The 16,262-nt window shown below is 69.6% G+C and carries 13 protein-coding genes and 5 pseudogenes; 9 read left to right on the top strand and 9 right to left on the bottom strand.

Translation table 11 applies throughout. The annotated features are described in order from the left end of the window. The first annotated feature begins 127 nt into the window (after positions 1 to 127). From AOK23_RS01970 to AOK23_RS01955, 4 genes are all read left to right on the top strand, one after another. Positions 128 to 1,867 (top strand): VanW family protein, encoded by a 1,740-nt coding sequence (locus AOK23_RS01970; RefSeq protein WP_055711009.1) that lies wholly within the window; start codon positions 128 to 130, stop codon positions 1,865 to 1,867. A 173-nt stretch (positions 1,868 to 2,040) separates the two neighbouring features. After that, positions 2,041 to 2,505, top strand: coding sequence for a winged helix-turn-helix transcriptional regulator (locus tag AOK23_RS01965; protein WP_055711008.1), 465 nt, complete (start codon positions 2,041 to 2,043; stop codon positions 2,503 to 2,505). A 252-nt stretch (positions 2,506 to 2,757) separates the two neighbouring features. Then, entirely contained in the window at positions 2,758 to 4,101 is a 1,344-nt protein-coding gene (locus AOK23_RS01960; protein ID WP_055711007.1) for an SCP2 sterol-binding domain-containing protein, read from the top strand. Positions 4,102 to 4,156: 55 nt separating this feature from the next. Further along, complete coding sequence (locus tag AOK23_RS01955) at positions 4,157 to 5,119, top strand: PDR/VanB family oxidoreductase (RefSeq protein WP_055711006.1); 963 nt, start codon at positions 4,157 to 4,159, stop codon at positions 5,117 to 5,119. Between the two features lie 285 nt (positions 5,120 to 5,404). On the opposite strand, the gene AOK23_RS01950 is transcribed toward AOK23_RS01955, so the two are convergent. Together AOK23_RS01950 and AOK23_RS01945 are read right to left on the bottom strand one after the other, a co-directional pair. After that, positions 5,405 to 6,280 (bottom strand): alpha/beta fold hydrolase, encoded by an 876-nt coding sequence (locus tag AOK23_RS01950; RefSeq protein WP_055711005.1) that lies wholly within the window; start codon positions 6,278 to 6,280, stop codon positions 5,405 to 5,407. 30 nt (positions 6,281 to 6,310) lie between these two features. After that, positions 6,311 to 7,012, bottom strand: a complete 702-nt coding sequence (locus AOK23_RS01945) for an SDR family oxidoreductase (protein ID WP_055711004.1) — start codon at positions 7,010 to 7,012, stop codon at positions 6,311 to 6,313. A 429-nt stretch (positions 7,013 to 7,441) separates the two neighbouring features. Here AOK23_RS01945 and AOK23_RS49265 point away from each other — a divergent pair, with 429 nt between their 5' ends. Beyond that, on the top strand, positions 7,442 to 7,798 hold the full coding sequence (locus AOK23_RS49265) for a hypothetical protein (RefSeq protein WP_055711003.1): 357 nt from the start codon (positions 7,442 to 7,444) through the stop codon (positions 7,796 to 7,798). Between the two features lie 9 nt (positions 7,799 to 7,807). Beyond that, entirely contained in the window at positions 7,808 to 8,377 is a 570-nt protein-coding gene (locus tag AOK23_RS01935; RefSeq protein WP_055711002.1) for a TetR/AcrR family transcriptional regulator, read from the top strand. On the opposite strand, the gene AOK23_RS51810 is transcribed toward AOK23_RS01935, so the two are convergent. The 3 genes and pseudogenes from AOK23_RS51810 to AOK23_RS01925 form a co-directional block, all read right to left on the bottom strand. Beyond that, positions 8,346 to 8,627: a hypothetical protein gene (locus AOK23_RS51810; protein ID WP_420823681.1), complete on the bottom strand. Its 282-nt coding sequence runs from the start codon at positions 8,625 to 8,627 to the stop codon at positions 8,346 to 8,348. The two genes, AOK23_RS01935 and AOK23_RS51810, sit on opposite strands and share 32 nt — an antisense overlap. 193 nt (positions 8,628 to 8,820) lie before the next feature. Next, a pseudogene (locus AOK23_RS51805) lies at positions 8,821 to 8,922 on the bottom strand (TetR family transcriptional regulator); the annotation flags it as partial. 257 nt (positions 8,923 to 9,179) lie between these two features. After that, positions 9,180 to 10,016, bottom strand: coding sequence for a PIG-L family deacetylase (locus AOK23_RS01925; protein WP_107102702.1), 837 nt, complete (start codon positions 10,014 to 10,016; stop codon positions 9,180 to 9,182). 204 nt (positions 10,017 to 10,220) lie between these two features. Between AOK23_RS01925 and AOK23_RS44305 the strand changes: the two are divergent. After that, positions 10,221 to 11,274, top strand: a pseudogene (locus AOK23_RS44305) (transposase); the annotation flags it as partial. 455 nt (positions 11,275 to 11,729) lie between these two features. Here the strand turns inward: AOK23_RS44305 and AOK23_RS49260 are convergent. Both AOK23_RS49260 and AOK23_RS49255 read right to left on the bottom strand, forming a co-directional pair. Further along, complete coding sequence (locus AOK23_RS49260; protein WP_079049227.1) at positions 11,730 to 12,245, bottom strand: transposase; 516 nt, start codon at positions 12,243 to 12,245, stop codon at positions 11,730 to 11,732. A gap of 45 nt (positions 12,246 to 12,290) precedes the next feature. Further along, positions 12,291 to 12,417: pseudogene (locus AOK23_RS49255) on the bottom strand (IS701 family transposase); the annotation flags it as partial. A gap of 166 nt (positions 12,418 to 12,583) precedes the next feature. Between AOK23_RS49255 and AOK23_RS01910 the strand changes: the two are divergent. After that, complete coding sequence (locus tag AOK23_RS01910) at positions 12,584 to 13,066, top strand: type II toxin-antitoxin system PemK/MazF family toxin (protein ID WP_240496211.1); 483 nt, start codon at positions 12,584 to 12,586, stop codon at positions 13,064 to 13,066. 200 nt (positions 13,067 to 13,266) lie between these two features. Continuing rightward, positions 13,267 to 13,494, top strand: a pseudogene (locus AOK23_RS49250) (IS701 family transposase); the annotation flags it as partial. Here the strand turns inward: AOK23_RS49250 and AOK23_RS52205 are convergent. Beyond that, a pseudogene (locus AOK23_RS52205) lies at positions 13,493 to 14,030 on the bottom strand (IS110 family transposase); the annotation flags it as partial. The pseudogenes AOK23_RS49250 and AOK23_RS52205 sit on opposite strands and share 2 nt — an antisense overlap. A gap of 170 nt (positions 14,031 to 14,200) precedes the next feature. Further along, positions 14,201 to 15,469, bottom strand: coding sequence for a sensor histidine kinase (locus tag AOK23_RS01895; RefSeq protein WP_240496207.1), 1,269 nt, complete (start codon positions 15,467 to 15,469; stop codon positions 14,201 to 14,203). Positions 15,470 to 16,262 lie beyond the last annotated feature (793 nt).

The following is a 16,262-nucleotide window of genomic DNA, read 5'->3' as shown; positions in this document are numbered from 1 at the left end:
GATCCATGGCGGGAGTGATGTGCGACATACATGCCATTGCTCCGCTTTGGGTAGCTTGAGGGGCTCGCCCGTCCATGGCGCTGCGTGACCGCACGCGCCGCCCATCGATCCCCGGTCCGGGAGACCCATGCGCCTTCGAATAGCCTCCGTGCCGTCCCTCGCCCTGACCGGCGGCGCGCTGACCGTGGGCCTCGGCGGTCTGTATCTGGCCGGGCTGCTCGTCACGGGTGGTGAGATCGAAGCGGGGACGACGGTGCGCGGGGTGGACATCGGGGGCCTCAGCCGCGCGGAAGCCGTCCGCAAGCTGGACGATCACCTCGCGGCGGCAGGCGCGAAGAAGCTGGCCGTGAAGGTCGGAGGCCGGAAGGGGACCGTCGACCCTCGCCGGGCAGGCCTCACCTTCGACACCGAGCGGACCGTCGACCGGGCCGCGCGCACCGCCTCCGATCCGTTCAGCGTGATCGGCGCGTTCTTCCACTCGGGGGACGACATCGAGCCGGTCGTAGATCTCGACGAGAGCAAGGCCCGCACCGCCCTCGGGAAACTGGCGCGGAACCTCGACCAGAAGGTGCGCGACGGAGCCGTGACCTTCGAGGAGGGTCATGTCGACCAGGTCACCCCACGCCGTGGCTACGCACTGGACGTGGACGCCGCGGTCGACACCCTGCGGGTCTCCTTCCTGCACGGCCCGACGGACGCGGTCACGACACTGCCCACTCGCGAGACCGAGCCGAAGGTGGCGGCGGCGGAGGTACGGCGGGCGGTGCGCGACTTCGCCCGGCCCGCCATGTCGGCGCCCGTCACGCTCACCGCGGGCGGCAGACAGTTCACGCTCAGCCCCGCCGTCGTGGGCGAGCACCTGACGATGCGGGCGGACGACTCCGGCGAACTGATCCCGAAGCTGGACGGCAAGGGGCTGCGCTCCGCTCCCGCGGTGGCCCGCCCCCTGGCCGGCCTGACCACGACGGCCGAGAACGCCCGACTGCGGCTGGACGGCGACCGGGTCGTGGTGGCCGACGACGCCCGGCCCGGCACGCAGGTCACCGACCAGGCACTGACCAAGGCCGTGCTGCCGCTGCTCACCAAGACGGGCGCCGCACGCAGCGGTGAGGTCGCCGTGCGACGGATCCAGCCGGAGGTGACCCGCGAGAACGCGGCGCGGCTGGGGCTGACGGAGAAGATGTCCTCCTTCACCGTCAACTTCGAACCGGCCCCTTACCGCACGAAGAACATCGGGCGGGCCGCGCAACTCATCAACGGCTCCGTCGTCCAGCCCGGCGAGACCTGGAGTTTCAACCGGACCGTGGGGGAGCGCACCGCGGCCAACGGCTTCGTCGACGGCATCATGATCCTCGACGACAAGTTCACGGAGGCGCCCGGCGGCGGTGTCTCCGCCGTGGCCACGACCATGTACAACGCGATGTTCTTCGCCGGGGTCAAGCCGGTGGAGCACGGTGCCCACTCCTTCTACATCGAGCGGTACCCGGAGGGCCGTGAGGCGACGGTCGCCTGGGGCAGCCTCGATCTCAGGTTCACCAACGACTCCGGCCACGCCATATACATCCAGGCCGAGGCCACGGACACCTCGGTGACCGTCACCTTCCTCGGTACGAAGAAGTACGACGAGATCGAGTCGGTGAAGGGCCCCCGGACCCACGTGCAGCCGCCGGAGAAGCAGGTGAGCACCGACGAGAAGTGCGTGCCGCAGACCCCGCTCGAAGGCTTCGACGTCACCGTCGAGCGCGTCTTCCACGACGACGGCAAGGTGGTGAAGCGGGAGCCGTTCCACACCCACTACACCCCCCGCGACGAGATCACCTGCGAAGCCCCCCAGCCTTCGGACAACGGCACCCCTGACGCCCGGTAGCCTCCGCCGACGCCGGGCGGCGGGCGCGGAGCCGGGCCCATGGCGCAGCCGGCGGCGGCCCTGGGGCGACTCGGCGGCTGCCCGAGCCGCAGCACCCGCCGCCCGCTCCGAGGGCGAGCGGGCTCACCCCGTCAAGCAATCAGTTGCTTGACGCAACGTGCTAGGTTCGGAGCATGCTGGGCCGAACCTACGAAAGTCAACTGTGCTCCATCGCCCGAACCCTGGAGGTCGTGGGGGAGCGCTGGACCTTGCTGATCATTCGTGACGCGTATCTGGGCCTGCGTCGGTTCGAGGAGTTCCAGGAAAGTCTCGGCATCGCCCGCAACGTCCTCACCAACCGCCTGTCGAAGCTGGTCGACGACGGTCTGCTGGAACGGGTCTGCTACCAGGAGCGCCCCGCCCGCTATGAGTACCAGCCGACGAGCAAGGCCAAGGACTTGCTCACCGCGTTGCTCGGCCTGATGCACTGGGGTGATGAGCACGCCGAGAGCCCGGCGGGCCCTCCGCGGATCACGAACCACGCGGGATGCGGCGGCAACGTTCGGGAACAACTCGTCTGCACCCACTGCGGACAGGTCGTGGGTCCGGACGATGTTCAGCTGCTTCCCGGCCCGGCACTCACCGACTCGTCGGCCTGACGCATCGCTCCAGGGCCTACTCGCTGCCGCCCGCTGGGGCGCGTAGCTGCTCTGCGTGCCGTTTTCTCGCGGCGCGGCGAACGCACGCCCGCTGACGTCCTCTCGTGTGTGAGTCACCAGTCCTCACGTCCGGCGGCCGACTCTCGCGGAATGCTCACGGCCAGGCAGTAAGTTGCTTCACAAAACTCGCAGGGCTAGGGTGCGAGTTGCTTCATGAAACTTCCTCGTATCCCGCCCCTGAGGTGACGCTCGATGGCCAAGAACAAACTCGAAGACCATCCCACCGTCGTCCGAGCCCGTCGCCGCGACCGGACCACCGCCCGGCCCGCCGAGCCGCTGGACGCGGCGTGGTTGCGCCGGCTGTGTCTCGACGCGGGTGCTGACGACGTCGGCTTCGTCGAGATCCACCGGTCGGACATCGCCGATCAGCGGGAGGACCTGAGCGCCGCGCTGCCAGGCGTCCGAACGTTGATCAGCATCGTGACCCGGATGAACCGGGAGAACATCCGCACTCCCGCCCGCTCGGTCGCCAACCTGGAGTTCCATCACAGCGGCGACCACACCAACGAGGTCGGTCGGCAGGTGGTGAGGGAGCTGGAAGCGGTGGGGGTGCGCGCCATCAACCCGGCGATGGGTTTTCCCATGGAGATGGACCATTTCCCCAGGAAGGCATGGGTCGTCTCGCACAAGCCGGTCGCCGTGGCGGCGGGGCTCGGCAAGATGGGTATTCACCGCAACGTCATCCACCCCACATTCGGCAACTTCATCCTGCTGGGCACGATCCTCATCGACGCCGAGGTCAGCGAATACACCCGGCCCATCGCGTACAACCCGTGCCTGGAATGCAAGTTGTGCGTGACGGCCTGCCCGACCGGGGCGATCGCCTCCGACGGTCACTTCAACTTCTCCGCCTGCTACACGCACAACTACCGCGAGTTCATGGGCGGCTTCGGTGACTGGGCCGAACAGGTCGCCGAAAGCCGCGATGCCCACGACTACCGCGCACGAGTGAGTGACAGCGAGAGCGCCTCCATGTGGCAGAGCCTGTCCTTCGGCGCCAACTACAAAGCGGCCTACTGCATGTCGGTCTGCCCGGCCGGTGAGGACGTCATCGGCCCGTGGCTGGACGACCGCAAGGCGCATCTGACCCAGGTCGTGCGCCCGCTGATGGACAAGGACGAGACCGTCTACGTCGTCCCCGGCTCCGATGCCGAGCAGCATGTCGCCGACCGGTTCCCCAACAAGCGCACGAAGCATGTGGCGATGAGCCTGCGGGCGAACAGCATCGACGGTCTGGTGGAAGGACTGCCGCTGATCTTTCAGCGCGAACAGGCCAAGGACATGTCCGCCACCTACCATTTCACTTTCACCGGCGACGAGTCCCGGCAGATCACCGTGACCATCCGCGACCGCGAACTCGACGTCGCCGAGGGGCATCACGGCGAGCCGGATCTCACGATCACCGCCGACACGCGCACCTGGCTGCGTTTCCTCGCCAAGCCGTCAGTGTTGGCGTGGGCGCTCGTACGTCGGCAGATCAAGCTGCACGGTTCCCCCCGACTGCTGCGCGACTTCGGCCGTTGCTTCCCGTCCTGACCGGTCAAGGAAGAACGCATCACTGAAGCATCACTGAAGAAACGAAAGGCGGATCATGAGCACTCTCGGCACCGAAGTCGAGCTCGACCTCGTGGTGGAACGCAAGGAAACGATGGCCGTAGGGGTGGTGCTGCTGACGCTGCGGCACCCGGAAAACCGTCCACTGCCGGAATGGCAGCCGGGAGCCCATATCGACCTGGTATTGCGGGTCGACATGGTCCGGCAGTACTCGCTGTGCGGGGACCCGGCGGATCGGTCCCGCTTCCAGGTCGCCGTGTTGCGTGAACCGGAAAGCCGCGGCGGGTCGAGCCACGTGCACGAGGTGCTCATGGAAGGTGAGTCGGTACGCGTCCGCGGGCCCCGCAACCACTTTCCGCTGGTGAAGGCCAAGAACTACCTGTTCATCGCGGGCGGCATCGGGATCACCCCGATCCTGCCCATGGTGGCGGCCGTGAACGCGACCCGCGCCGACTGGCGCCTCGTCTACGGGGGCCGCACCCGGGCCTCGATGGCGTTCGGAGAGATGCTCCGGCGGGCCTACGGAGAGCGGGTGAGCCTGCGGCCGCAGGACGAGTACGGGCTGCTGGACCTGCCTGCGCTGCTCGGCAAGCCGCAACGGAGGACAGCCGTCTACAGCTGCGGTCCGGAACCACTGCTCGCGGCGGTCGAGGTCGGCTGCGAGAAGTGGCCGAGCGGATCCCTGCACCTGGAGCGCTTCGCCCCGAAGCAGGGCGCCACCGCCGGGCCGCAGAGCAGCTTCGAGGTGGAGCTGGCCCAGTCCGGCAAGAAGCTGCTGGTCTCGGAGGACATGTCCGTCCTCGAGGCCGTCGAAGCCGCGGGTGTGCCGGTGATGACCTCCTGCGAGGAGGGGATCTGTGGAACCTGCGAGACGAAGGTGTTGTCCGGGGCGATCGACCACCGCGACTCGGTCCTGACCGAGGCGGAACGCGCCGCGGGCGACACCATGATGATCTGCGTCTCCCGAGCCAAGGGCGACCGCCTGGTCCTCGACGTCTGATCCGCGCCGGAATCGGATGCCGGAACAGCGGCCGATGCGCCGCGGAGTTGGGCGCCGCGGGCGCCGGGAATCACGCGAAGCCGTCGAGCGGGCACCGCGAGCGCCGCGGGGCCCGCAGGGCACCCCGCAGCGACTCCTCGCCGAGACGTCGGCCGTCGACGAAGCGCACGCTCGCCGTTGACGAAACGCACGCTCGCCGTGGCTGAACCCGCACCCTGGGCTTCCGTCTCCGTCGGGCAGCCCTCCCCAGGTGTGGGCACAGTGGTCCGGGGCGGTCCGGGGCGGTCACGCCGTCGCGTTCAGAAGGTCGGCCAAGACGTCGGGCCGTTCCAGGGCGATGAAGTGGCCGGCCTTGGGCACTTGCGTGAAGTCGGCGGCCGGCAGCAGCCGCCTGTTGGCTTCCCGGTCCGAAGGCCGCGACCAGTCCTTCTCCCCGTAGACGAGGTGGATCGGCGCCTTGATCTCGGGGTAGCGCGAGCGGGCCGCGATCAGGCTCGGCAGGTTCCGGTACACGCCCCGGGCGACGGTCGCGTATCCGGGGCGGGCACCCACCTGGAGCAGCTCGTCCACGTAGTCCTCCCGCAGCGCGCTCTTGTCGTCCAGACCGCCTTGAAGGATCTTGCTGAGCCCGGGCTTGGGCTCGACACCGGCGATCACCGGGCCCACCCCGGGCGTGAGGACACCGCCGACCACCACGCGGGCGAGGAGGCCGGAGCGGGCGATCCCCCCGCGGAAGTCGTACGTGTTGACGGCCACGACGCGCCGCACCCGCTCCGGCAGGTCGGCCGCCGTGGTCAGCGCGAGCACCGCCCCCATGGACTCGCCGACCAACGTCACGTCGTGCAGGTCGAGTTCGGTCAGCAGCCGCTTGACGCCCGCGCGCATGGCCGGCTCGTCGTACGACGCGCCGGGCACGATCTCGGAGTAGCCCATCCCCGGCAGATCGAGGGCGTACACGGTGTACTGGTCCGCGAGCAGCGGGATGAGGAGACGGAAGTGCTCCGCCTGGGTGCGCACGGTGTGCAGCAGGACCAAGGGGGCACCGCGGCCCGCCTTGAGGTAGCGCAACGTCCCCTCGCGGCTGTGCCCTGCGCGCGGGGCGATGGTGTGGCTGGTGGTCCCCGCGATGTGGATCGTGGGACGTGGCTCCTGGCTGGGCATCTCGCAGACTCCTTGCGCTCTGAAGCGGGGCTACTTGGCCAGTCCGGCGTACAGTCCGGCCAGGTCGCCGGCCAGCCCCGCCTTGACCTGGCGCGTGATGTCGTCGGCGAGCACCTCGTACGCGCCGGACTCGACGCCGTCGAGGGCGAGTACGGCGACGTCACGGGGGTCGGACTTGGGGGCGTCGACACCGGCCGCCAGATCCGTGTCGACGTATCCGACGTGCACTCCGGTGACGGCGATACCGCGGGGCTGCAACTCCAGGCGCAGGGAGTTGGTCTGCGACCACAGCGCGGCCTTGGAGGCGCTGTAGGAGCCGCCGAGGGCCAGCCAGGAGAGGACGGAGTGCATGGTGAGGATGTGACCGCCGCCGTTGTGCTCGATGACTGGTACGAAGGCCCGGGTGAGGAGCAGCGGGCCGTAGAAATTGGTCTCGAACTCCCGGCGGACGTCCTCGACCGGGGAGCCGAGGAAGGACGCGCCGATCGCGGCCCCGGCATTGTTGATCAGCACGGTGACGTCGTCCGCCTGTGCGGCGGCCGCCGCCACGGAGGCCGGGTCGGTGACCTCCAACGCCACCGGGACCGCGTCGGGGTGGGTCACCGTGCGCGGGTCGCGGGCGGTGGCGTAGACCTTGGCGGCGCCACGTACGTACAGCTCTTCCACCAGCGCCTTGCCGATGCCCCGGCTGCCACCGGTGACGAGCACGTGTGCGCCCTTGAGAGCGGTCATGACTACCTCCACAGAGACTGGAAACCGATCGGTTTCCATTAAGGTAAACCGATCGGTTTCCAGGCGCAAGCTCGCGGTGGGGCATTCGGGGGAGGTGGAGGCCGGGATCCACTGAGGGGCTCGCGGTCCGTGTGGGGGTCGTTTCGTGTGCGCTTCGGGAGGGGTGCGAGTCGAGCCCTCGGCGCGGGCTTGCGCGCGGAACTCTCGGCTCGGCCTTGCGCGCGGGGAAGCCGATCGGTTTACGTGGTGAAACTGATCGGTCTCGCATCGCGCGTGCGCGCGGGCGAGCACCGGACCCGAGTCACGAGGAGCACGGATGACTGCCGCGCGCGACGCCGAGGGGCGACGACTGCCCGGTCCCAGGCTCCCCGCGAAGCTGGCCGCTCACCCGTACGGGCCGTACTGGCCCGGCGCGGTGACGGAGGGGCGGTGCGCTCGCCGGCGGTGATCGACGCGGCCTGGCTGCGCGAGCTGTGTCTGGCGGCCGGTACGGACGACGCGGCGGCGGTGAGCCTGGACCACCCCGACCTGGCAGGTGAGCGCGCGTACGCGCAGTCGGCGCTGCCCGGCACCCGCAGTCTGATCGCGATGGCGGTCCGGAGGGACCGAGACGACTGCCGGTCCCCGGCCCGCAGCGTGGCCAACCAGGAGTTCACAGGAGATGGACCGGAGACAGCGCCGGAGAAGGCGGCGGCCCCCGCGCAGGTCAGGCCGCCCGTCACCTCCCCCGGGGTGGGGCACCATCGCGGAAACCGATCGGTTTTCTTTTACTTCTCCGTGGGCTAATCTCGTGCTATGACCACCGAAGTGAAGCCAAGCCCCCGGGAGCGACTGCTGGAGGCGGCGGCCGCGCTCACCTACCGAGACGGTGTCGGTATCGGCGTCGAGGCGCTCTGCAAGGCGGCGGGAGTGTCCAAGCGCTCCATGTACCAACTGTTCGAGAGCAAGGACGAGTTGCTGGCGGCGAGTCTGGAGCGGCGCACGTCCGCCTATGCGGCCGCACTCCTGCCCGCGGCGGACGACGACCGTTCACCCCGGGAGCGGATCCTGCATGTCTTCGAGCAGGTGGAAACGCAGTCGGGTGCGCCCGAGTTCTATGGTTGTCCCTTCCTGGCCGCGCAGATCGAACTGAAGGACCCCGGTCACCCCGCGAGCCGGGTCGCCCGTCAGGTCAAGGAGAAGCTGACCGCGTTCTTCCGTGCCGAGGCCGAGCGGGGCGGGGCGAACGATCCGGGTCTGCTGGCCCGGCAGCTCAGCCTGGTCTTCGACGGGGGCAGCGCCCGAGCCGGTATCGGCGCGGACGAACTGCTGGGGCTCCTCGCGCCCACGGTGATCACCCTGCTCGACGCGGCGGGCGTGCGCTGACCTTCTCGGCGGCGCTGCCCTGCCGCCCGGCGTTCGGCCGCCCGGCGTTCGGCCGGAACCCCGTGGCCGCGAGGGCGGTGCCGAACTTCCCGCAGGCGAAGAAGTCCGCAGTCCGGCCGGCATCGGCACCCAGCGACAGGTGCACGGTCTCCCGGATCCTCATCCATCCGTCCCGGACGCGCTCGCCGATCGCATCCTCGCCCCGCGCCTCGGCCGCCGCCACGGTGGCGTATCCCTGCATCTGCACCACAAGCGTTTCCGGGCGCGTCGAGATCAACTAGGTGTAAGCGTCGGTCATGGCCTGGAGAGCCTGCTCGCCGCACTCCACCGCGTCGGCCGCCCTCTCGAAAGTCAGCCGAGTGTCTTCCCCTGCTCCGCGCCAGAGCGGCGACGAAGATCGCCTTCTTGTCCGGAAAGAGTCGGAAGAGATACGGCTGTGCGACGCCGGCCCGCTTGGCGATCGCCGCGGTGGTGGTCCCGCGGTACCCGGCGATCGCGAACTCGGTGATCGCAGCGCGAACGACGCTCTCGCGCCTCTCCTCCACGCTGACCCTGCGCACTGGCCCTGCCCATGCAATCAACCGCCTGGCGGTCTGACGCGAAGACCCTACCCGGAGGCGGCGCAGGTACGGGAGGGTCCTGCGCCCGACCGTCGCCGTGGGCGGTGCCCGCTCGACCGCCCACCCATGGACGCTCGCGGGGCCGTGGCGGGAGCGATCCGGCCGGCCCACGGGAATGAGGGCGCAGCCGCTCGATCACGCCGTTCAGCCCGTGTGCCTCCCCTGCCGGTCGGACGCGCGGATCAGCGCAGGCCGGCGAAGAGATCACTCTCGGGTAGGGCAGCGCCGGTGGTGTCCTGGACGCGTACGAACGTCTCCATGCCCATGAACTCGCCGAACCTCTCCTTGCCCATCCCGAGGAAGAAGATGTTCTCGCCCTGGCTGGCGTGCGCCGCCAGCGCGTCGAACTTCTGACCGCTGAACGCGGTGGTGTCCACCCACGTGGTGATCTCATCGTCGGGGAGGCCGATCTCGGCCAGCGCGGCGGCCTCGGCGGGGTCCGGCTCCGGCATGTCCGGATTGAACTCGCGCATGAGCTCGCCGAACCGCCGCATCGTCGAGCGGGGCATCGTGGTCCAGTACACCTTCGGTGCCAGGTCCTCGGTCATCTCCAGCGCCGCCATCGTGATGCGGTGGGCCTGGATGTGGTCGGGGTGACCGTAGAAGCCGTTCTCGTCGTAGGTGACGACCACATCAGGTCGGTAGTGCCGCATGAGTTCCGCGAGTCGGGCCGCGCCCTTCTCCACGGGGGTCTGCCAGAAGGATTCGGGGGCGTCGTTGCTCGGCCAGCCCACCATCCCGGAGTCGGCGTAGCCGAGCATCTCCAGATCGCTGATCTTCAGGACCTCGCAGCTGGCCTCGAGTTCTTGCCGGCGGATCGAGGCGACCGCAGCCGGATCGTGTCCTGGGTCGCCCGGCTTGACACCCCCAGGCCCGTCACCGCAGCCGCCGTCGGTACACGTCACGAGAACCGTGCGGATGCCTTCCGCCGCGTACCGCGCGAGGACCCCTCCGGTTCCCGTGGCCTCGTCGTCCGGGTGGGCGTGTACTGCCATGAGCGTCAGGGGCCGTCCAGCCACGAATCAGTCCTCCTACAGACATATGTCTTGATCCAAGTGCGGCGGCATGCCGCGACCATGAGGTCCGGACCCCAGCGCGGCGGACGACCTTACGGTCCCCGTGATCCCGGCGTGTGTGGTCCCGGCCCCTCTTTTGATCAACCCCACCGACCGTGCCGGATGTTCCCAGCACGGACGCTTGGTCTCAGGAGTTGGAGTACGGCGTGGCGGAAGGCCCGCGCGGTGCACGATCCCGGCAAGATCCTGCTGGATGTGGCGCTCGCGGTCGCGCCGGGCGGGGACTGCCTGGCCGATGTGGCCCTGCTGCGGGCCGAGCCGGCCGTGTTCGCACCAGTGGCCTCCGACCAGACGGGTCTTCCGCCTGGTCAGCAAGCTGGCGACGGGTGGCAAGCGAGTCCTGGCCCCGCTGCGCACCGCCCGGGCCGAAGTGCGCGAACACGTCTGGAAGTTGGCCGGTGATGGGGCGCCGGACGCGGGCGGCCAGGTGATCGTGCACGTCGACGGCGTTCTCGTGCCGGCCCACTCCGAGACGCAGGACGCCACCGCGACCTGGCAGAAGACCTTCGGCCACCACCCGCTGACGGGGTTCGTCGACCACGGCCGGGGCGGCTCCGTCGAGTACTCGGTCGGCATGACCATCACCGACGCCATCCACCACGCCGTCCTGAAGGTCCCGGCCTCGGCCTGGACACCGGCCGTCGAACCCGACGGCGACATCCGCGACGGCGCCTGGGTCGCCGAACTCGCCGGCGACTGCCTGACGGGCTGGCCCAACGGGCTACGGCTGATCGTGCGCGAGGAACGCCCGCACCCCGGCACCCAGTTGCGCTTCACCGACACCGATGCCGATGCCGATGCCGACGGCATGCGGCTGACCTGTTTCGCCACCAACACGGCGGCCAAGCCGATCGCCGCCCTCGAACTGCGTCACCGCCAGCGAGCCCGGGCCGAGGACCGCATCCGCGCCGCCCGCGCCACCGGCCTGCGCAATCTGCCACCGCACGACACCGCGCAGAACCAGATCTGGCTGGAGATCATCCAGATCGCCCTGGACCTGCTCGCCGGGATGCCCCTGCTCGCCCTGACCGGCACCGTCCGGCTCTGGGAGCCCCGCCGCTTGCGGCTCCGTCTCTTCTCCACCGCCGCCCAGCTCGTCACCACCGGCCGCCGCCGCATCCTCCGCCTCGCCGGGCATCGGCCATGGACCGACGTGATCACCGACGCCCTGGACCGGCTCCACGCCCTCTCAAACCCAGGCTGCCCAGCCCTTTCCGTCCCTGCGAGGAGCACGAGCCCACCTGAGCCGTGGAACCCGGCGCCCACCCGACGCGACAGCCGGGCACGCAACCTGCCCAGACTCCGAAATCACCACCAACACCCACCACAAAGGGTCCGCCAGCAAGCTGACAGAATCGTGATCTTCATGCTTGAGCGGCTTGACGCCGGTAGTGGCTGGTCTGGGATCGGGCCTGGTGGCGGCGTCGCCAGACGGACCAGTGAGCGGTATCACCTCGTCGGGCGAGGGATGACCCTCGTGTTCGTTCGCGCGGAGGACAGCGAGGAAGGCATGCGCGAGCATGGCCAGGGTGACCCAGCGGGACTCCTCGACCCGCCACCTTGACCCAGCGACGCGCACCAGGGTGGTCAGCGGCACTGCGGCAGGCGAGTAGCAGCGGTGGTAGGCACGTTCGCCGGTGCTGCGGTTGCGGCGGATCAGCAGCTGCCGGCTCCCGGGCCGGGGATCGGTGAGGTCGATGACGGCCCAGTCGTAGAAGCGGTGGCCCTTGGCTCCGCCCCTGCGGACAGCTTCTGCCAGGCACTCTTGGGCACCTTCCTGGCCAACATGTCGGCGCGAAACCTCCCGGCGCCTGCGGTGACTTCGTGCGAGCAGGCCACCGCGAGGACGTAGCCGGTGCCGCGTTCCTCCAGCGCGGTGCGCAGCCTCGGGTTGCAGCCGTAGACCTCGTCTCCCGCGACCCAGGCGGCCCGATGGCCGGCGTCGAGGAATCGGGTGACCATGCGAGCGGCCAGCTCCGGCTTGGTCGCGAACTCCGTATTGTCACCGGGGCCGGCGGCCCCGGCAGCGGTCGGGATCGGAGGTCCAGGAACGCGGAACATAGAGTTCCCGGTCCAGTGCGGCGTGCCCGCGGCGGCCGACGTGGACCAGGTAGACGGCGTGCAGATGCTCCACCACGCAGTCACCCAGCTCGTCGCGGACCTGGTCGGCATCCCACTTGGCCCGCCCGAGCAGGTGCTGCATGCCGTCCGGGGTCCTGTCCCCGGCCCACTCGGCGATGGTCCAGCAGTTCTTGCGCGGCAGGTGCGACAACAGGCCGAGTACCAACTTCCGGGCCCGGCGTCGGGATTCGACCCGTGTGAAGCGTCCCGCTATCCGCCTCATCAGGCCCTCGAGCGTCTCCTGCCAGCAGGCAGGGTCTACGCTGTGACCTGCGGCCACCGCATGATCGTTTGTCTTCACACACCGATGATCAACGGTGGCCGCACCCGTGTCCACACCGCGTCAGGTCGCGCAGCGTCTGCCTGCCATCCTGTGCATCGGAGGGCTTGTGCAACGTGGCGAAGTCTGGTGGGTCCAGTTCGACGAGCGGAGGTTGGTCGTACTGCTGTCAGGAGACGACGCGTCCGGGTTCCAGGTGATGCAGGTCGTCGCTCCGGCGGGCCTCGACATCAGCGGTCTGGGCATCGAAGTGACGGTCGGTGCCGGTGAAGGGCTACCGCTCGAAGGCGTGCTGCGGCTCGCGTTCCCGCGTCCAGGCTTCACCCCGTGCACGTGGCTGACCACCGTGTCCCGGGACGACCTGATAGAGCGGGCGGCCGTCCTGTCCTCCAGGAAGCTCAGCGAGATCGACGATGCCCTCCGACTCGCTGAACAAGCACAGGAGCGGACCCCGGCAACGACCGCGAAGCTCAGCGAGATAAGGGACGCCCTCCGTCGCGGTGAACTCGGGTGGACGGAGAAGGAGCCGACGCCCGCGACGGCATGGTCGATCTCGGGCGAGATGATCCACGCTGGACACCTGCCGCCTTGACGCCCCTCACCGTCGAGATCACGTACTCCAGCAGCACTTCGTGGCTTGACCTGGGGAAACGTCGAGCGGTGGGAGTGTAGCGGGCAGAACGCTGTCACGGACGGCTTCTGCCCGCGAGCCCCTCGAAGGAGTGCCCACGACGCCAGTATCGTCCCGGGCCGGGGAAGCCTCAGGCCGTGATCACCGAACAGGCAGCCGAGATCTGGGACCGAGACCTGGACCACCTCTTCACCACCATCGGGCACCACTTCGGCCGCGTCGAACCCCGCCGCCGGATGCGGGACTACGTGCGCGCACGGCTCGCCCCGGTAGCCCGCAAGAATAGTTGGCAGCTCGCCGAACACGCCGGCCACTTCACCCCCGACGGCTTGCAGCACCTGCTCTCCCGCGCCCGCTGGAACCCCGACGACATCCGCGACGACCTGCGCGGCCGGAGTCCCGGGGCACGGGTGAGAGACCCGAGAAGGACGCGAGGCGGTCGGCCGTGCCGAAAGCCTCCAGACCGCCACCGGTGGCGGCGATGAACTCGGCGCCGAGGAGGGTGCCCATGCCGGGCAGGCTCCGGATCACTGTGGCGATGCGGGCGACCATGGCGGCCGCTAGGGTCTCTCCCGGCAGCGCGGTGTGCTGCGCCCTGGCTGTCTCGGCGAGCGCGGCGGCGCTTCACCTTGCGGTTCTCCAGTCAGGTTCCGATCTGCCTGGCCCCGGCTGCGGCGGATGGCACCTGGTAGCCGATCAGCAGGACGACCGGACCCTTCTTGCTCAGGTTCAGCACGCGCTCCAACGCTGGGAAGAACTCCAGCAGTTGAGCCCGCTGCCGGTTGGTCTGACGGGTCCGGTCGTTGACCAGATCGAGGCGGCGCGCGGTCAGGGTGCGCAGGTCAACGGCTATCTCGTCGCCGGGCCGCAGGGGACCAAGGGCCTGGCGCATGCGTGCCTGGTCGGCGATGACGAACGCGTCCTTTGGAAGGCCATGCGCGCCAAGAGGCCACTCACCTCGTCCGTGAGTTGTTGCCGGTCGGCAGCTGAGGATTCGGGGCGGCGCCGTATGCGGTACGGCATCTCCAGGTACGCCTCGACCGCCGTCAAGGCTTCCGCGAACGTCTTGGCCCGGCGCTCTCGAGCCTCTGGCGGTCAGTGAAAAGGGGCGTCGCCCCTGACCGTCTGGCTCGCCTCGGCCGCGGGTGTCGGCGGGAGAGTGATGGTGGCGACGGCGCCACCCTCGGGCGGGTTGTGCCAGCGCAGGCGGGCCCCGATCACTCCGGCCTGTCCGGTGGCGATGGCCAGGCCCAGGCCGAGGCCGCCGTTGCCGCCGGTGCGGAACCGCTGAGGGCCGTGGGCGATCAGCTCGGGCGGGAAGCCCGGGCCGTGGTCGCGGACCCGCAGTTCGGGGCCGTCGACCTCCACCACCACCGGCTCCGCGCCGTGCCGCAGCGCGTTGGTGACCAGGTTGGTGAGGACACGATCGAGGCGACGCGGGTCGGTCTCCCGCACGGTGTCGTGGATGACCTCCACTGCCACAGCCGCCTGCGGCCGGTCGGCCCGCACGCCCGCGACCACGCGCCGGGCGAGCGCGGCGAGTTCCACCTCCCGCGGCTCGGCACGCTCGCCCCCGTTGTCGATCCGGGCCACCTCCAGGACGTCCTCCATCAGGTCCCGCAGCCGTACGGCGCGTTCGCGGACCATTTCGGCCGGACGGTCGTCCCCCGGGAGCAGGCTCGACGCGGTCAGCAGTCCCGCAATCGGGGTGCGCAGCTCGTGCGCGATGTTCGCCGTCACGGCGCGTTCGGTCTCGATCCGGGCGGCGAGGGCCTGCGCCATCGCATTGACGGCTGCGGAGAGCTGGGCGATCTCGTCGCGCCCGCGCTGGGGCAGTCGGGCGTCCAGCTCCCCGTCCTTGATCCGGTCGACCTGGCGAGTGGACCGCCGGAGCCGGCGGGCCATCGCGGCCGCCAGCCCGATGCCCACGATGCTCGCGCCGAGCGCGCCGACGACGGCAGCGCTCCGGGTGGCGTGTTCCAGGTCCTCGAAAAGGGTCTGGGGAAAATGGCGGCGGAAGGCCAGCAGTTGGCCGTCTTCACCGGGGCCCGCGGCCCAGACGGTGGTTCCCGACGCGTCCGCTTCCAGATAGGTGACCGACCTGGCTCCTCCGGGTCCAACGGCGCGCCGCAGGTCCTCCGGCACCTTCACCGGGTCGACTTCGAGACCGGCCGTGACCCGGCCCTCCCGGTAGTGCCGTGCGGCCTCCTGGTACTCGGCGAGGACGCTGTCACGGCGGTCGTCCTGGACGATCCCCGGAACGAACCTGCCGGTCAGCGTTGCCGACACAGCGGCCGTCGCGGCGATCGTCATCCCGATCTTGAAACGCAGGCCGATCCGCAGGCCCCGTAAACGTGTGCCCACACGCATATCCCCACGTGCCCTCCGCATCGGCATCAGCTTGAACCGCTCGCAGGACCGTACGAGGCCCGCGGAGCGGGCCCAACGCAGACGGCGCAGACAGCGCAGGCCGGCACGGCAGTAGGAAACTTCATGCGCTTCACCCTCACACCCCGCGCCATTCCGACTCCAGCGGGACGGAACGACCGTTGCCCAATTGTCGACCAACGGAACGCGGCGAGCCCGGCCGACCGGACACATCAATCTCGTCACCGTCACGCCGCGTACGTTTCCGGAGCCCTGGGTCTCATCCAGCCATGACATCCCCGAGGCCGTCTTCGCTGGCCGGTTCAACCGGTATCGAGCAGCTACCGGCCAGCGATTGTATCGGGCAGTTGACACAAGATTCCGCCCACAGCATCCTGTACTCGCTGCTTGATACAAGCACGGTTTGCGGCACTGCCAGTCATCCGCGCAGCCATCACCATTCACTGGCGTCCCCAGATGCTCGATACCAACTGGTCCGAATCCCGCCTCCGTGCCGGGGCGCACCGCCACGCCCGCTGGGCCGGTCTGGCCGTGTTCGCCATCACCGCATTCGGCCTGTGCGTGGTGGGCGGCGTCCTGCTCGGCGATGCCCTCACTCCCCGCCCCCGGGAAGCGGTACGCACCGCCGGTCTTGCCCCGCGCCGCGTCAGAGACCACGTACCGCCCCGGGTGCCCCCCTGCTTCTGCTCCAGGCAGTATCTGTGGTCGTGCTGCTGGTAGTCGGGGCCGCCACGGCCTCACCCGACGCCCTAGGTGTGTTGTCCCGGGA

Origin of the sequence: Streptomyces torulosus, assembly GCF_001419765.1 — a bacterium.
Taxonomy (GTDB): domain Bacteria; phylum Actinomycetota; class Actinomycetes; order Streptomycetales; family Streptomycetaceae; genus Streptomyces; species Streptomyces torulosus.
Note: the sequence above shows the minus strand (reverse complement) of the source record. Positions and strands in the feature narration are given on the sequence as shown.

What these genes read in the sequence shown, in the direction of transcription:
- AOK23_RS01970 (WP_055711009.1), top strand. Translation starts at nt 128, where the DNA reads ATGCGCCTTCGAATAGCCTCCGTGCCGTCCCTCGCCCTGACCGGCGGC.
- AOK23_RS01965 (WP_055711008.1), top strand. Translation starts at nt 2,041, where the DNA reads ATGCTGGGCCGAACCTACGAAAGTCAACTGTGCTCCATCGCCCGAACC.
- AOK23_RS01960 (WP_055711007.1), top strand. Translation starts at nt 2,758, where the DNA reads ATGGCCAAGAACAAACTCGAAGACCATCCCACCGTCGTCCGAGCCCGT.
- AOK23_RS01955 (WP_055711006.1), top strand. Translation starts at nt 4,157, where the DNA reads ATGAGCACTCTCGGCACCGAAGTCGAGCTCGACCTCGTGGTGGAACGC.
- AOK23_RS01950 (WP_055711005.1), bottom strand. Translation starts at nt 6,280, where the DNA reads ATGCCCAGCCAGGAGCCACGTCCCACGATCCACATCGCGGGGACCACC.
- AOK23_RS01945 (WP_055711004.1), bottom strand. Translation starts at nt 7,012, where the DNA reads ATGACCGCTCTCAAGGGCGCACACGTGCTCGTCACCGGTGGCAGCCGG.
- AOK23_RS01935 (WP_055711002.1), top strand. Translation starts at nt 7,808, where the DNA reads ATGACCACCGAAGTGAAGCCAAGCCCCCGGGAGCGACTGCTGGAGGCG.
- AOK23_RS49260 (WP_079049227.1), bottom strand. Translation starts at nt 12,245, where the DNA reads ATGCCGACCAGGTCCGCGACGAGCTGGGTGACTGCGTGGTGGAGCATC.